Here is a 16,390-nt window from a genome sequence, read left to right as displayed (position 1 = left end):
TTAAAATGCCTGATATTAAACTCTTCGCGGGTAACGCAACACCAGAACTTGCACAACGCATTTCTGAACGTCTTTATACGTCGCTAGGTGACGCCACGGTTGGACGTTTTAGTGACGGTGAAATCCAAGTGCAAATCAATGAAAACGTACGTGGTAGCGATGTATTTATCATTCAATCTACCTGTGCGCCAACCAATGATAACCTAATGGAATTAATCGTTATGGTAGATGCTTTACGCCGTGCGTCTGCTGGTCGTATTACAGCGGTGATTCCTTACTTTGGTTATGCTCGACAAGATCGCCGTGTGCGTTCTGCTCGTGTACCGATTACCGCTAAAGTTATCGCAGATTTCCTTTCAAACGTTGGGGTTGACCGTGTACTCACCTGTGATTTACACGCTGAACAAATTCAAGGTTTCTTTGATGTACCCGTGGATAACGTATTCGGTTCACCAGTCTTAATTCACGATATTTTGAAAAAAACCGATCTTAAAAAACCGATGGTGGTTTCGCCTGATATTGGTGGCGTAGTGCGTGCTCGTGCCATTGCTAAATTATTAAATGATGCCGACATGGCAATTATTGATAAACGCCGTCCCAAAGCCAACGTCTCTCAAGTGATGCACATTATCGGAGATGTGGCTGATCGTGATTGTATTTTAGTAGATGATATGATCGACACTGGTGGTACTTTATGTAAAGCCGCAGAAGCCTTAAAAAAAAATGGAGCGAAACGTGTCTTTGCTTATGCCACACATGCGGTGTTCTCGGGTAATGCCGTACAAAACTTAGCCAGCAGCGTGATTGATGAAGTGGTAGTCACAGATACTATTCCATTAACAGCTGAAATCAAAGCCCTAGGTATCGTGCGTGTATTAACGCTTTCTGGCATGTTATCTGAAGCCATTCGCCGTATTAGCAACGAAGAATCTATTTCAGCCATGTTTAATTAGAGCTAACTTCCGTTTAAAAAGCTACTTTCGGGTAGCTTTTTATCTTTATATACCCATCTTACCACTGAAAAATTACTGCAATTTACTCTAAAAAAGCATACAATAGAGAGCAAATTTGCATACCCATAAATAAACTGATAAAGTGCGGTGTGTTTTGTGCTAATTTCAATACTTAGGAAAGGAAAATGAGCCAAGAATATTTAGATTTTGAATTACCGATTGCAGAACTTGAAGCAAAAATTGAGTCACTTCGTGCGGTATCAAGTGATGATAGTAATATCAATCTTGATGACGAAATCAGACGTCTGCAAAAGAAAAGCAAGGAACTCACTAAAAAAACCTTTGCCAATTTAGACTCATGGCAGATTTCTCGTCTATCACGCCATCCAAACCGCCCATATACTCTTGATTATATTGAACATATCTTTACTGATTTTGAAGAACTAGCGGGAGATCGTGCCTTTGCTAACGATAAAGCGATCGTCGGTGGTTTAGCTCGTTTAGATGGTCGTCCAGTGATCGTAATTGGTCATCAAAAAGGACGTTCAACCAAAGAAAAAGTATTACGTAACTTCGGCATGCCAGCTCCAGAGGGGTATCGTAAAGCCTTACGTTTAATGCAAATGGCAGAACGTTTTAAATTACCGATTATTACTTTTATTGACACGCCGGGAGCTTATCCGGGGGTGGGAGCAGAAGAACGTGGTCAAGCGGAAGCAATTGCTCGTAATTTGCGTGAAATGGCAATGTTGAGTGTACCGGTAATTTGTACTGTTATCGGTGAAGGAGGTTCTGGCGGTGCATTGGCCATTGGTGTGGGTGATAAAGTGAATATGTTGCAATACAGTACTTATTCAGTTATTTCGCCGGAAGGCTGTGCCTCTATTTTATGGAAAAGTGCAGAAAAAGCATCTATTGCTGCAGAAGCCATGGGCTTAACTGCTAATCGTTTAAAAGAATTAGCTTTAATTGATAACATTGTGACTGAACCGCTCGGGGGGGCGCATCGTGATTATGTTACAATGGCGAAAAATTTAAAAGCTCGTCTGTTAGAGGATCTCACCGATTTAGATGTATTAGATAAGCAGGATTTACTTGATCGTCGTTATCAACGATTGATGTCTTACGGTTATTGCTGATCAGAGGACAGAAGACTGAGGACAGAAGACTGAAGACTGAGGACTGAAGACTGAGGGCTGAGGGCTGAAAACAGGAAGAAAATTAAAAAGTGCGGTGAAAAATTCCGCACTTTTCTATGATAAATTCAACATAATTTTAAGGATATAAATTCAATGAAAAATGTACTTTCCATTCAATCTCACGTTGTTTTTGGTTATGCTGGAAACAAATCGGCAACCTTTCCAATGCAATTAAATGGGATTGATGTATGGGCGTTAAACACAGTACAATTTTCCAATCATACACAATATGGTAAATGGACTGGTATGGTGATTCCGAAAGAACAAATCGGTGAAATTGTACGTGGTATTGATGAAATCGGTGAATTAGCAAAATGTGATGCGATTTATTCCGGTTATATCGGTTCAGCGGAACAGGTAGATGAAATAATCAAGGCTTATCATAAAATTAAATCCATTAATCCAAATGCCTTATATTTATGCGATCCTGTCATGGGTAGCCCAGAAAAAGGCTGTGTAGTGGCCGCAGGTGTAAAAGAAGGCTTAATGAATATTGCTATTCCACAAGCAGATATTATGACGCCAAATCTACTTGAATTACGTGAACTCAGTGGTTTAGCGGTAGAAAATATCGATCAAGCAATCGCAGCGGTAAAACATTTATTGGCTAAAGGACCCAAAATTGTGGTGGTAAAACATTTAGGTTCTGCCGGACGTGATGAAAATAAATTCGAAATGTTAATGGCAACCCAAGACGGAGTATGGAGCTTAATGCGTCCACTTTATCCATTCACCAAACAACCCGTTGGCGTGGGTGATTTAACCGCCAGTTTATTTTTAGCCAATTTGTTAAATGGTAAATCAGCTCTAGAAGCCTTTGAGCGAATGGGGAACGCGGTTAATGATGTAATGAGTATTACGCATCAGTTAAATTCCTACGAATTGCAATTAATTGAAGCTCGGCATGTAATTATGAATCCGATTTCTGATTATAAAGCAGAAAAAATTGCCTAATTTGATTTATGGGCGTATGTAATACGCCCTACATTGCTATGAAGATTGTAACCCATTTTCTATCTCAACTCCGTCACCAGCAATATTTAATCGCCTTTAGTGGTGGTTTAGACTCCACGGCACTACTTTCACTGATGGCAAAAGCTCGAGAAAATCAACCTCACTTACAGCTGCGTGCAGTACATATTCATCATGGATTAAATCCTAATGCTGATCAATGGGTTAAACATTGTGAACAAGTTTGCCATCAATTTGACATTCCTTTAATCATTAGAAAAGTCAAGGTTAATCAGGGAAATGGCATTGAACATGGGGCAAGACTAGCACGTTATCAAGCCATTGCAGAAATACGTTTAATGGATGAAATCGTCGTCACTGCACATCACTTACAAGATCAAACTGAAACCTTTTTTCTTGCCTTAAAGCGTGGTAGTGGCTTACAAGGTTTAAGTGCGATGCAACCTTATTCTGAACTGTATGGCATGCCGATTTTTCGTCCTTTATTAATCTGGCAACGTGAGCAATTAGTACAATACATTACCTCTGAAAAATTAAGTTGGATTGAAGATGATAGCAATGCGGATAACCGTTATGAACGTAATTTTTTGCGCAATCAAATTTTGCCAGCACTACGTCAACGCTGGCAACATTTCGACCAAATGGTAGTACGTTCTGCTCAACATTGTTACCAGCAGCAACAATTGATCCATCAATTACTGGCTGATGATTTTCAACAAAATTTTGATAAAAATCACCGCACTTTTTCCTTGGTCCAATTTACAAAATATAATGAGCTTACACAAAAAGCTTTGTTACGCATGTGGCTAACTGAGTTAAAGCAACACATGCCATCAATAGTTCAGCTTGAACAAATTATACAGGATGTGATTTTAGCTCGTGCGGATGCTAATCCACAATATCATTTAGTGGATAAGGTAATTCGCCGTTATCAGCAAAAATTATACCTAACCGCTGATTTTGAGAATGTAAATGACTTTACCGCCCTGCTTACCCCTGAACAAAAATGTATCTTGCCAGATAATATCGGCTCACTAGTTATACAAAAAAAAACGTCAGTTTATACCGCAGTTTGGCAAGGTGAACAAGGGTTACAACAGCTTGAATTACCACTGACTGCACAAACTATTTCAGTGAAATTTGCTTATTCGGGATCGGTTTGTCTTAAAGGTGAAAAAATAAATCGAGATATTAAGAAGATTTGGCAACAGCTTAATGTTCCAGTATGGCAACGGCAACGCATCCCCTTGATTTTTTATGATAATAAGCTACAAGGTGCGGTGGGCTTTTTTACCACCGCTTAAACTGGTCGAATAGTATCCATATCTAATTTCGCATCAAAGTTTTTTTGTAACAATTGGATACCTTTATCTTCCACTAAATAGGCTCTCGCCTGCTCGCTGAGTTCTTGATAAATCTGATGATAATATTCCAACGGGGTTAAATGTTGCGGATCATCATTGATTTCAATCAATAATTCTACTGGATGATTTAATACACTAGACAACCTTTCCGTCAGAATATCAAGCGAGCTCTCACGTCGTAAATGTTCTTGTGATGAGCGTAATCCAAGACGAACCTGATGTTGGTCTTGTGATAATAAAATAGAATTAATAGCAATCTGTTTGACTAATTTGACATCATCTAACTGTAATTGCTCAACTAACTTAAACCAAGGATCTCGTTCAATACCAAGCTGAACTAATTTACTGGTTAATTCTGGGGTTCGTTCTTGTAATATAGCTTGTTTAATATCTGATGGACGAACAACATTGGCTTCCAAACCAAGTTCTGGATTCAACCATTCCCAACGATAATTTTCAGCACTTAATTCTGTGCTATCTTCATTGTGCTGATCCTCTGGTTGTTCTTGGTTGTTTTCGGTCTCTGGTTTTGCTTTGGTTGATTGAGATTGTACAGGTGAACTACCTAATTGTGCTAATCGCTCAATTAAATCGACATTCTCTTTTTTAACCAGACGTGGAGAAACCACGGGTAATTCTAGTGGTTTAACTGAATGTTCGCTGGCTAGATTAGGCTTTTTTTTTTCGTTATCTAGCTTGTTACTTTGCTCTAAAGTGGCACGTAATTTTTGAATTTGATCTACTGCACTTGACACATTACCACTTTGCGTTTTTACGGAATCTGGATGATGTTGAATAGCCTGCTTAGTTGGGTAACTGGATTTGATAGTTTGAGACACCACTGGCATATCTACTAAATTTTCCGATTTGCTCGTGGATAATGCTGATTGATGTTGTGGTTGAATTTGGATTAATTTGGGGTGAAAAGCTAATGCTCGTAGCAATGTCATTTCTGCTCCGATACGGCGATTCGGTGCAAAAGCTAACTCTTTCCTACCCACGAGAATGGTTTGGTAGAAAAACTGTACATCTTCAGGTGAAATATGTTTAGCTAAAAAGGCAATTTGGCTTTCTTCATGACCACTGACTGGCAGTAATTGTTGCATGGCAATTTGATGTAATTTTTCGCCTACTTCAAGCAAAAGCTGATCCCAGTCAACCCCTTTTTCTGCGACAGACTGCACCGTTGCCATTAACTTCTCGCCGTTACCTTGTTGTAACGCATACAATATATCAATAGACTGATTATCATCTAACAAACCTAGCATTTTATTCACAATATCAGTGCGAATATCTGCATTAGACATGGCTATCGCCTGATCGGCTAGGCTCAAACTATCACGAATACTGCCCTGTGCAGATTTAGCGATTCTATCCAGGGCAGTTAATTCATAAGGGATTTTTTCCGCATCTAATATATGAGCAAGATGGCGGCTAATTTGTTTGGCATCTAATGCTTTTAAATGAAATTGCATGCAACGAGATAAAATCGTAATCGGTAATTTTTGCGGATCCGTGGTAGCGAGTAGAAATTTAACATACTCTGGCGGTTCTTCCAAGGTTTTGAGTAGAGCATTAAAAGAATGGCGAGACAGCATATGTACTTCGTCAATCAAATAAACTTTATAACGCCCTTGTACCGGTTTGTATTGCACATTATCCAGCAATTCTCGAGTATCTTCTACCTTGGTGCGAGATGCGGCATCAATTTCAATCAGATCAATAAAATTGCCCTGTTCAATGGCTTTACAATGTTCACATTCACCACATGGTTCAGCAGTGACACCATTGATACAATTTAACCCTTTGGCAAACAGTCGTGCAATGGATGTTTTACCCACGCCCCTTGTGCCAGAAAAAAGATAAGCATGATGCAAGCGGTTTTGTTTTAAGCCATTAGCAAGTGCGGTCAAAATATGCTCTTGTCCGACAACTTCAGTAAAGGTTTTTGGGCGCCATTTGCGGGCTAAAACTTGATAACTCACTGCTTATCCTTTATTTAGTAGAAAAATTAATGACCAGCAAAATCCACTAAAGTAAAGGGTTCTACCCCTAATTTACGTAAGCGTTGCTCACCGCCTAATTCAGGCAAACTAATCACAAAAGCCGCGTGTTTCACTTGTCCGCCTAAACGTTGCACTAATTTGACACAGGCTTCTAAGGTGCCTCCTGTAGCTAATAAATCATCAATAATCAACACATTATCACCCGCTTGAATAGAATCAGAATGGATTTCTAAGGTATCTTCGCCATATTCTAATTGATAATTTTGCGAAATCACCGCTCTTGGTAATTTACCCGGTTTACGGACTAAAATAAAAGGCAATCCTAAGGCAATCGCTACCGGAGCCCCAAAAATAAAGCCACGCGATTCGGTACCAATAATTTTAGTAATGCCAGCATGTTTAAATTGCTCTGCAATTAAATTAACGGTTGTACTGAAAGCTTCCGGTACTTCGGTTAAACTGGTAATATCTCGAAAAATAATCCCTTCTTTAGGATAATTAGGAATAGATTTAATAGAAGATTTAATAAGCTGTAATTGTTCGTTCATTTTGCTGCCTAAAGTGCGGTCAAAAACTTGACCTTTTTTATAAAAGTTAACTGGGTGAATGTAAAGAAATTTGTGTTAAATTGCAAGCATTACAAGAAAATATTTACTTAATCCGCATAAACATCTTCGCCATCTTTACGCGTTCTAAATAATTGCAAAATCCATGCATATTGTTCCGGTGTTTGACCCACAAAATATTCTATAACTTCGTTCATGGCACGCGCGGATTGTACTGGATCATCCCTTAAAGTCAGTGATGGCAAAATTTCCATTTGATATTTACCAAGGCTGGCATTATAACGTGGAAACATAGGAATTACCGCCGCTTTGGCTAATTTTGCCATTTTATTTAAGCCCGGTAAAGTGGCTTTATACGTGGCAAAAAAATCCACAAATTCACTGGCTTCCGCACCAAAATCTTCATCTGGCAAGTAATACCCCATATCACCTCTTTTCACCATGGAGAGAAACGGCTTAATGCCATTTTGTCGGGCATGCATTTTGCCGCCAAAACGTTCTCTTGTCCATGTCCAAAGCCAGTCGATCAATAAATTTCGATGTGGATTAAACATTGATGTCATCGGCATCCCATGAGTATGTAAAATAATCCCTGAAGCATCAATCGACCAACTATGTGGCACTAATAAAATAATATTGTGTCCTTTAGCTTTGGCTTGTTGAATATGTTCTATGCCTAAAAATTCACTACGTTGTTGCAAATGTTTTTTTGAACGCACGGCAATTTCGCCGATACCTAACATCACTTGTCCTAAGGTAATAAACATATCATCAATCACTTTTTCACGCTGTTGCATCGTCCATTGTGGGAAACAAAGTGCCAAATTAATACTTGCTCTACGACGTTGTTTTTTGGCTTTTTTCCCTGCGATTAAGCCGATTTTACCAGCTAATTTATCTCGCCAGCGAAATGGTACAAAAGCAAGAATGATTAACAGCAAGATAGCAAACCAAATACCCCAGTAACTCGGCTTTAAATAACTCCACGAAAAATGTGGTTCATAGCCAACCCTTGCCGTAACACGAATATTTTCTTGATTTTCCATTAATTAAACCATCCTTGATCATAGACCATTTTTGCCGTCATAATAAATGACATGGCAACCACCATTGGGCGAATTAGTTTTTTACCTTTAGTTAATACCATTCTTGCGCCTAAATTTGCCCCGATAAACTGTCCTCCCATCATGATTAACCCAACCAGCCAAAGGATTTGACCACCAATTAAAAAGAAAAGCAATGATGCAATATTTGATGTACAGTTTAATACTTTGGCATGTGCAGTGGCTTTAGGTAAATTAAACCCTAATAAAGTAACAAATGCCAAACCTAACAGGGAACCTGTCCCCGGTCCAAAAAAGCCGTCATAAAAACCGATAAACAATCCAGCGGTAAAAGCAAAACCGGCAAAGGATAAACGTTGATGACGATCTTCTTCGCCTAATTTTGGCGTAAACAAAAAATATAAGCCAATCGCCAACACTAAAAAAGGAATTGCTTTCTTAATCAATGAGCTATCGACCTGTTGAATTAACACTGTACCAATCACCGCGCCAATAAAGGTCATCAAAATTAGCAACCAAATCTCTCTGATATTTACAGCTCTTTGACGGATAAAATACAAGCTCGCAGATAATGAACCACCACAAGCCTGTAATTTATTCGTACCCAAAGCAAGCACAGGGGGAATCCCTGCCATCAGCAATGCGGGAATGGTGATTAGCCCGCCACCGCCCGCAATGGCATCAATAAAACCAGCGACAAGCGCCACGGCAAATAATACACTGATAATTTCTAAGCTAATTTCCACCGCACTTTCTCCAAATTATTCTAACCATTCACTACGTTTTGGCGAACTTAATACTTGTTGACATAAAAATGGTTCAGGTGGTATTACTTTAGGTTTTGTTGTACTGGTTGATGGTTTTTTTGGTTCAAACCATGAATACAGTTCAGCACCACAACCATCACCAGCGGGTACGGGAGCCTGATTCTCACAATAAGACGCCCCTTGTGGACAAGCTAAACGTACGTGAAAATGGCTGTCATGACCATACCAAGGGCGTATTTTATGTAACCAACCTCGATCACCTTTTTCAGTTTGACAAAGTTTTACTTTAATGGCTGGATTCACAAAAATACGGGTGACTTGATTATCTTGTGCGGCTAACTTAATTAAATTAAAGTGATTTTGATTCCATACTCTTTCATCCACCACCTGTGTCGTACGATTCACCACCAATAAGCCTTTGCCGTCTGAATTTAATGCTTCCTGATCAGACATGGCACCCATACGCAACCAAATATCCGCATCCAAGCCCATTTGATGACTTGCATGCCCCGTTAAAAAACGCCCACCGCCGGGCATCGCAATATCACCTACTAACATGGTTGGCAAACCTGCATTTTTTACTCGCTGTCCTAAACGTTGTAAATAGCTAATCATATCAGGGTGACCATAATAACGGTTTTTATTCATCCGTATCACCTGATAGCCAACCCCCTTAGCTGGCAAGGCTTTGGCACCGATAATACACCCATTAGCATAAGAACCAATCGGTTGGGCTTGTCCATTTTCACTCGGAATAGGACGTTTGACTTTTTGCCATTCAGCGGGTGAGGCGAATACGGTCGAAGATAACCCTAAAAGTGCGGTTAAAATAAGACCTGTTTTTTTCAACTTCATATTAACATTTTCCGATAAAAATAATCTCAAGTAAAAACTAACTCCCTGTTTGTAGGACTTCATATTGTTGTAAAATAATTCGTTTAAAATCTTCGCTACAACTCGCCCAATCAATTACATCCACAAAAATCGGCAAATCTGATTCGCTAAAGGCTTCTTCAATGTCTGCTTGTAAACGGATAGACATCGGCTGTTGCGTTATCACGGCTAAATCTAAATCCGAATATTTTTTAGCCGTTCCCTTAATCCGTGAACCAAAGACCCAAACAGGTAAATCGGGGACAAATTGTTGTAAAATAGCTTTTACAATAACAAGATTCTCTTCGCTAAGATCAATCATTCATAATATCTCTTCATTGTTGTCGCTGGCGTAATTGTTCTAATAAATATCGGCTAGCATCTAAAAATCCTTCTATTTGCTGGTAAACTAATTGGGCTTTGTTCTGATCATAAGTATGTGAAGTAATATTCCGCATTTTACGGAATTCAACCCATTTATTCGGATTATCAACTAAACCAAATTGAGCCGCCATTCGTAATACATCACGAAAATCTGCACTATTCACATCAATATCATTCGCTACAATCAAAGCTAATTGACGCTTCAGCATTTTAATTGCCAGTTCATAAACGAACTCAAATTTTTGAATTGCTCCTGCAATCAAGGTTTCTTGCACAATTTCTTGTTGTTGTTCAAACCAAACATCATCTTCTAATGTAACAAGTGTTTTATCAAGAGATTCAAACGCTTTTTCCAGTGCAGAAAGATCTAATTTTTTCTTTTCAAGCTCAGTCATATCGTTCTTGTCTTCCTATATTACTTACACTGTGCCTTAAACCGTAATAAATGATCCAATAACACAATCGCCGTCATCGCCTCCGCAATCGGCACGGCTCGAATACCAACGCAAGGATCATGGCGACCTTTGGTAATTAATTGCACAGGCTCATTATTCACATTCACCGTACGTCCCGGGATAGTGATACTTGATGTTGGTTTTAATGCAATTGTTGCAATAATCGGTTGACCGTTACTAATCCCCCCTAAAATACCACCCGCATGATTAGATAAAAAGCCTGCTGGAATCATTTCGTCACGATGTTGTGTGCCTTTTTGATTCACCACGGCAAAACCGTCACCAATTTCCACCGCTTTCACCGCATTAATGCTCATCAAAGCATGAGCTAAATCTGCATCTAAACGATCAAATACAGGTTCGCCTAAACCGACTGGCACATTTTCTGCCACCACGGTCAATTTTGCCCCAATAGAATTGCCTTCTTTTTTCAAATGACGAATTAATTCTTCGAATTTTTCCACCGCACTTTGATCGGGACAAAAGAATGGATTTGAATTGATCTGTTGCCAGTTGATTTTACTAATATCAGCAACAGTTTTCGGATCAATTTGAACATCCCCTATCTGTGATACATAGCCACGCACTTCAATACCAAATTGTTCACGCAAATATTTCTTAGCAATAGCACCCGCTGCCACTCGCATTGCGGTTTCACGTGCAGATGAACGTCCGCCGCCACGATAATCACGAATACCGTATTTTCGTTGATAGGTAAAATCAGCATGACCGGGTCGGAATTGATGTTTAATTTCTCCATAATCTTGCGAACGTTGATCCGTATTTTTAATGATTAAGCCAATACTGGTGCCAGTAGTTTTGCCTTCAAATACACCTGATAAAATCTGTACTTCATCATCTTCACGACGTGCTGTGGTGTAACGTGAGGTACCGGGCTTACGACGATCTAAGTCTGGTTGAATATCCGCTTCGGTTAATGCCATATTTGGTGGCACACCATCCACAATACAACCTAATGCAATACCATGAGATTCACCAAAAGTGGTAACTTTAAAAAGTTGTCCGATTGAATTTCCTGCCATAAAACACCCTATGCTAATTTTTCCGTATGAAGTTTTACATCTTCATCCGTTTGCTGATTTTTAATAAATACATCCAGTTGATTGAATGCAATTTCAATATTATTTTCATTAAATAATTGATTAATACGATTATTTAAGAAATCAATAGTTGGATTACGATCGCCAATTTGATCCACATAAACTCGTAATTCGTGATCTAAAGTACTTGCCCCAAAGGTCAAGAAGAACGCTCGTGGTGCCGGATCTTTTAATACTTTCTCACTTTCAGAGGCTGCTTGTAACAATAATGTTTTAACCAGTTCTAAATCTGAACCATAAGCCACGCCCACACTGATCACAACCCTTGTGATGCTATTACTTAATGCCCAGTTGACTAAACGTTCGGTCACAAAGGCTTTATTTGGTACGATGACCTCTTTACCGTCAAAATCAATTAATGTGGTAGCACGAATACGAATTTTGGAAACCGTGCCACTAAATTCACCAATCGTAATCACATCACCAATCCGCACAGGACGTTCAAATAAAATAATAATACCTGATACGAAGTTAGCAAAGATTTCTTGCATACCAAAACCTAAACCAACGGATAACGCCGCAAATAACCATTGTAATTTAGACCAAGACATTCCTAGCATACCAAAGGCAAGCGCTGCCCCAAGTGCAATAATAACATAAGTCAATAAAGTGGTAATAGTATATGGTGTCCCTTGGGATAATTTAATATTTGAGAACACTAACACTTCAAGTAAACCACTCAAATTACGGATAATAATATAAGTGACCAATAACACTACAAATGCCACTAATAAGTTAAGCAATGTGACGGATTCCATAACTACGCCAACATCTGTGGTAATACTTTGTTGCCACAATGTGACACCATTCAGATAATAGGCGACCGTAATTAAATCTGACCATACAAAATACAGTAAGCCAAATAAAGCAATCCACAACATAAAATCCACCAGACGTAATACTTGATCCTTAACTTGGCTAACAGCTAACACATCATCTTGCTGTTGCACGTCAATGGTAAATTCTTCTTCGTCATTGTTATTATCACTAGCTACTTGTTTAGCAATCGCTTGCTCACGTTTTTCTTTAAGACGACGAGCAGCAAGCCGACGTGCTGATACTTCTAACACCCGATAAATAAAGCCACGTAACATCAGCCATGTGGTTAATGCCATATAAGATGAGATTAAATGATCAATCAGCACTAGAGATGTATAATAATAGCCCAAGCCGATCAAAATAATTAAAGCCACTGGAGCAAATAATGAAAACATGCGTATAAACTGGAGCAAATACGTTTTCATGTCTTGCTGTTGCGCTAAAGTTTGTTGGTAAGAACTGATGGCTAAACGCATTTTAGGACCGATCATCAATAACAAAATAATCAATACTGAAACTGTCATGATTTGACCTAGTACGTCATAAGCTACGCCTCCTTCTAAACTGGTAAAAATAGACGTATTCAGTAATAATGCGACAACCCACATGGAGCGTTTTAAAATTCGCCGAAAATTCCCCGAACTTTGTTGTGGCATTTTAAAATGGCGATGAGCAATACCATTTGGACGTAATAATGCCAACATAAACACAAAATACAACCAATAGCCCGCCATTTTTAAGCCCCAGGTCCAAGCCTGCGTCGGATCTTGTAAACAGAAATAGGTGACTAAAATAAATAAAATTAAAAATACAAAGGTACTTGGCAAGCACAAGATCAATGTCCAAAAAATTGCTGTTGGTGTATGCCATTGATTATCGGTTTGAAAAGTTTTTAATTTATTGTTAATTCCGGTAATTTTTTGCTTAATGGCACTTTTTTTACGTAAAATCAATAACGTTAACACCAATAAAATTGTAATTAAAATACTCGCCGAAAGCACATTATCTTGCCAATTAGAAAAATCAAATCGCTTGGCAATATCACGAAATTGAAAACTGAGATACGTAGGTAAATTTTTGAAAAAGGTCAAATCAATTTGTGCATTACTTTTCACCCAGAAACTTTGCTGTTGTAATTTACTTTGTAAAGTCTCACTAATGGTCTGTACTTGTTGTTGATTTAATTCAATATTAATTGATAAATTTAATTGATTATTCAATTGTTTAAGTAAATCAGAAATAACTTTATTACGTTCTTCAATAATACTTTTTAAACGTGAACGTTCTTTATCGGTAAAGGTTACTTTTTCTTCTTTGGTTAAGTTATCAATATAACTTTCGGTATTATTCATCCGATCGCGAAATTCGCTAATATCAAAAATACGTACACGCAAATCTGCAATTTGTTTGGATAAGCCCGAAATCATTTCATCTTTTGGCAAAGATTGACGTTGTTTATTAATCACGCGAGATAATACCAATGTGCCTTGTAAGGAACTAATCTGCTCATCAATATTACGTTGAGTTTGTTGTAAATTATCTAAAATACTTTTAATTCGTAAATTATCTTGCGACAAGCGATTCAGTTGCGCGGTTTGTTTTAATAACTCTTCACTCACTCGCGTGTTGATTTCTAATTCTCGAGCAATCACCGGATTATCGGTACTATTATTATTTTTTTGTGCTGTTGCTTGTTCTAATTGATTCTGGCTTTCGGCTAAGTTTTTAGTATTAATCGCAGTTTGCAATTCAATTAATTCCATTTGCAATTGCTGTTGCAGCAAGGTTTTTTCATCTAACTGACTACTATAAAGACTGGTTAAAGATTCATTTCCACTCAGTTGAATTTGTCTATAGGTATTACTAGCCTGCAGATAATCTAATTCTACCATCAGTTTTGAGCGCATAGTGCTGGATGTACTAGCGGAAGCTAAAGCATCATTAATGGCTTGAATGCGTGCAGAATTCTCAGTTAATGTAGCCTGTGTCCGCTCTGGCACACTTTTTTGACTTGATAAACTACCATTAAGCGCGGTTAAATCTATTTGAATTTGTTGCAAATTCTGATTAATCTCATCCACATTGTTTTTCATCTGTTGAATAGATAAATTTGCTAAAGATTTTTGAATTTGCTCTGCGCTGCGCTGCTTAGCTTTTAAGTTCGCAATACTTTGCTGGCTTTTTTTCAGCTCTTGTACGGAATGTTGAATTTCTTGAGTTAAATTCTCATTATCTTGTTTTTGTTTTTCAAGTTGCTCTAACAACACCAAAGTATCTTCTAAATTTTTAATATCTACCTTATTATCGTCCGTTTGATTATTTTTCTGCATAATCTCTAACTGAGACTGAATGTCTTTCGCCGACGGCAAAGCTGCAAACACTGACGTATTCAGCATGAATAATAACCCTAAGAAAAGATAGGTTAATTTCTTTCTCATTCTCATAATAAACTTACTCTCCGATTAACTGAGCTAATACCTGTTTCAGGTTGACTCGTGAAATTTTAATATTACCTTGCCATTCCAAATTTAACGGGAAATAACGCACAGGCTGTTTAAACCGTTCAATTTTATTGATTAAAAAATCTTGTATTTTTTGCACCGCAGTTTGGCTAAACTCTTGCTGGAATTTCATCATAGCAACAGGTCGTTGACCAAATTCGGCATCATCAATAGGTAATACAAAAACCTGTTCCACTAAAGGATGTTGCTGAATGATTTGCTCAATTTCTTCGGGCTGAATATTTTCTCCCCCTGAAATAAATTGATTATCCAAACGTCCTAAAATATGTAATTGTTCACCATCCCAATAAGCTTTATCTTTGGTTTGTAACCAACCTTGTGGGTTTGTTAATGGCTGAATTTCACCATTTTGCCAGTAGCCCAATGCTAAACCTGCCCCTTTTAACCAAATCTCATCATTAACGATTTGGAACACACGTCCAAGCAAAGGTTGTCCCACACCGGTTTCACCGTCACATCGTTTGGCAAATACAGTGGATGCCATTTCGGTCATACCATAACCGGCGTAAGCTTTAATACCAAGTGCGGTTAATTTTTGGCTAATTTCTAATGGAATACTCGCACCACCTAACAAAATCTCGCGAGTTTGTAACGCAGTTTGCGGATTTTTTGCCACATATTCAAATAATCGTAACGCCTGTGTAGGAACTAAAGACACATGACTAACCTGCAATACATCTTGATAAAAATGACAACTCGGCAGATGCAATTCAGCCCCTTGCAAGATCCAACGCCATACTATACCTTGCCCCGAAACATGATACAACGGCAAAGATAATAACCATGATTTTTCAGCCGTGAAATCCATTAGTTGACAGACACCTTGAGCATTATCTAAGTGCGCTTGTATGTCATGCACGATCGCTTTTGGCGTGCCTGTTGAGCCGGATGTTAAGGTTAAGGTTAAACCTTTCGCCTTATCATTGCTGGGACTGTTCGTACCAATCCGAAAATCCAGCTCCGTTTTTAATGGGCGGACACATAGGTTCTCCCCTACATCAATCCAACGTTGTATTTGATTTTGTTGACAAAGTTGCTCAATTTTTTCAGTAGTAAAAGCCGGATTAATGCCTAACACTCTCATCTTGCCTTGTAATCCTGCCAAATAACAACATAGCAATTCAAAGCTATTTTTACCTGAAAACGCTACCCCACTCCCCGGCTGTAACCCCAGTGAAAGTAACCAATCCTGTTTTTCTGAAACCAGTTGATTCAGTTCTTGCCAACTAAAAGCAACGCCCTGCGAATGATCTCGCAAGGCGATTTGAGCTTGTTTATACGGACAACTTGCGTATTGTTGCAATAATTGCATAACGATAATTATC

The 16,390-nt window shown here is 38.5% G+C and carries 14 protein-coding genes; 4 read left to right on the top strand and 10 right to left on the bottom strand.

Features of this window, described 5'->3' with window-relative positions:
• Positions 1-5: 5 nt before the first annotated feature.
• The 4 genes from E0709_RS07925 to tilS all read left to right on the top strand — a co-directional run bounded on the left by E0709_RS07925 (position 6) and on the right by tilS (position 4,428).
• Entirely contained in the window at positions 6-953 is a 948-nt protein-coding gene (locus E0709_RS07925) for a ribose-phosphate pyrophosphokinase (protein ID WP_132302330.1), read from the top strand.
• Positions 954-1,138: 185 nt separating this feature from the next.
• Positions 1,139-2,092, top strand: coding sequence for an acetyl-CoA carboxylase carboxyl transferase subunit alpha (gene accA / locus E0709_RS07920; protein WP_132302329.1), 954 nt, complete (start codon positions 1,139-1,141; stop codon positions 2,090-2,092).
• Positions 2,093-2,245: 153 nt separating this feature from the next.
• A complete protein-coding gene (pdxY, locus tag E0709_RS07915) occupies positions 2,246-3,106 on the top strand; it encodes a pyridoxal kinase (RefSeq protein ID WP_132302328.1) in 861 nt (286 codons plus the stop codon).
• A 38-nt stretch (positions 3,107-3,144) separates the two neighbouring features.
• On the top strand, positions 3,145-4,428 hold the full coding sequence (gene tilS / locus E0709_RS07910; RefSeq protein WP_132302327.1) for a tRNA lysidine(34) synthetase TilS: 1,284 nt from the start codon (positions 3,145-3,147) through the stop codon (positions 4,426-4,428).
• Here tilS and dnaX read toward each other — a convergent pair.
• The 10 genes from dnaX to menE all read right to left on the bottom strand — a co-directional run bounded on the left by dnaX (position 4,425) and on the right by menE (position 16,377).
• Positions 4,425-6,473: a DNA polymerase III subunit gamma/tau gene (dnaX, locus tag E0709_RS07905; RefSeq protein ID WP_132302326.1), complete on the bottom strand. Its 2,049-nt coding sequence runs from the start codon at positions 6,471-6,473 to the stop codon at positions 4,425-4,427. The genes tilS and dnaX overlap by 4 nt on opposite strands.
• A gap of 26 nt (positions 6,474-6,499) precedes the next feature.
• Complete coding sequence (gene apt / locus E0709_RS07900; RefSeq protein ID WP_132302325.1) at positions 6,500-7,042, bottom strand: adenine phosphoribosyltransferase; 543 nt, start codon at positions 7,040-7,042, stop codon at positions 6,500-6,502.
• A 107-nt stretch (positions 7,043-7,149) separates the two neighbouring features.
• The gene (gene lpxM / locus E0709_RS07895) at positions 7,150-8,106 is read right to left on the bottom strand and encodes a lauroyl-Kdo(2)-lipid IV(A) myristoyltransferase (protein WP_132302324.1); all 957 of its coding nucleotides are present in this window, start codon (positions 8,104-8,106) and stop codon (positions 7,150-7,152) included.
• Positions 8,106-8,870 carry a TSUP family transporter gene (locus E0709_RS07890; protein ID WP_132302323.1) on the bottom strand — a complete coding sequence of 255 codons (765 nt, stop codon included), beginning with the start codon at positions 8,868-8,870 and terminating at the stop codon, positions 8,106-8,108. The genes lpxM and E0709_RS07890 overlap by 1 nt, the downstream gene beginning before the upstream one ends.
• A 15-nt stretch (positions 8,871-8,885) precedes the next feature.
• Positions 8,886-9,746 (bottom strand): penicillin-insensitive murein endopeptidase, encoded by an 861-nt coding sequence (gene mepA / locus E0709_RS07885; protein WP_165867230.1) that lies wholly within the window; start codon positions 9,744-9,746, stop codon positions 8,886-8,888.
• 37 nt (positions 9,747-9,783) lie between these two features.
• Complete coding sequence (locus E0709_RS07880; RefSeq protein ID WP_132302321.1) at positions 9,784-10,086, bottom strand: nucleotidyltransferase family protein; 303 nt, start codon at positions 10,084-10,086, stop codon at positions 9,784-9,786.
• A 13-nt stretch (positions 10,087-10,099) separates the two neighbouring features.
• A complete protein-coding gene (locus E0709_RS07875) occupies positions 10,100-10,543 on the bottom strand; it encodes a nucleotidyltransferase substrate binding protein (protein ID WP_132302320.1) in 444 nt (147 codons plus the stop codon).
• 20 nt (positions 10,544-10,563) lie between these two features.
• Positions 10,564-11,646: a chorismate synthase gene (aroC, locus tag E0709_RS07870; RefSeq protein WP_132302319.1), complete on the bottom strand. Its 1,083-nt coding sequence runs from the start codon at positions 11,644-11,646 to the stop codon at positions 10,564-10,566.
• Between the two features lie 8 nt (positions 11,647-11,654).
• Positions 11,655-14,981 carry a mechanosensitive channel MscK gene (mscK, locus tag E0709_RS07865; RefSeq protein ID WP_132302373.1) on the bottom strand — a complete coding sequence of 1,109 codons (3,327 nt, stop codon included), beginning with the start codon at positions 14,979-14,981 and terminating at the stop codon, positions 11,655-11,657.
• A 13-nt stretch (positions 14,982-14,994) separates the two neighbouring features.
• Positions 14,995-16,377 (bottom strand): o-succinylbenzoate--CoA ligase, encoded by a 1,383-nt coding sequence (menE, locus tag E0709_RS07860; protein WP_132302318.1) that lies wholly within the window; start codon positions 16,375-16,377, stop codon positions 14,995-14,997.
• Positions 16,378-16,390: the final 13 nt, after the last annotated feature.

The sequence above is a fragment of the Lonepinella koalarum genome, assembly GCF_004565475.1.
Classification (GTDB): Bacteria; Pseudomonadota; Gammaproteobacteria; order Enterobacterales; family Pasteurellaceae; genus Lonepinella; species Lonepinella koalarum.
Note: the sequence above shows the minus strand (reverse complement) of the source record. Positions and strands in the feature narration are given on the sequence as shown.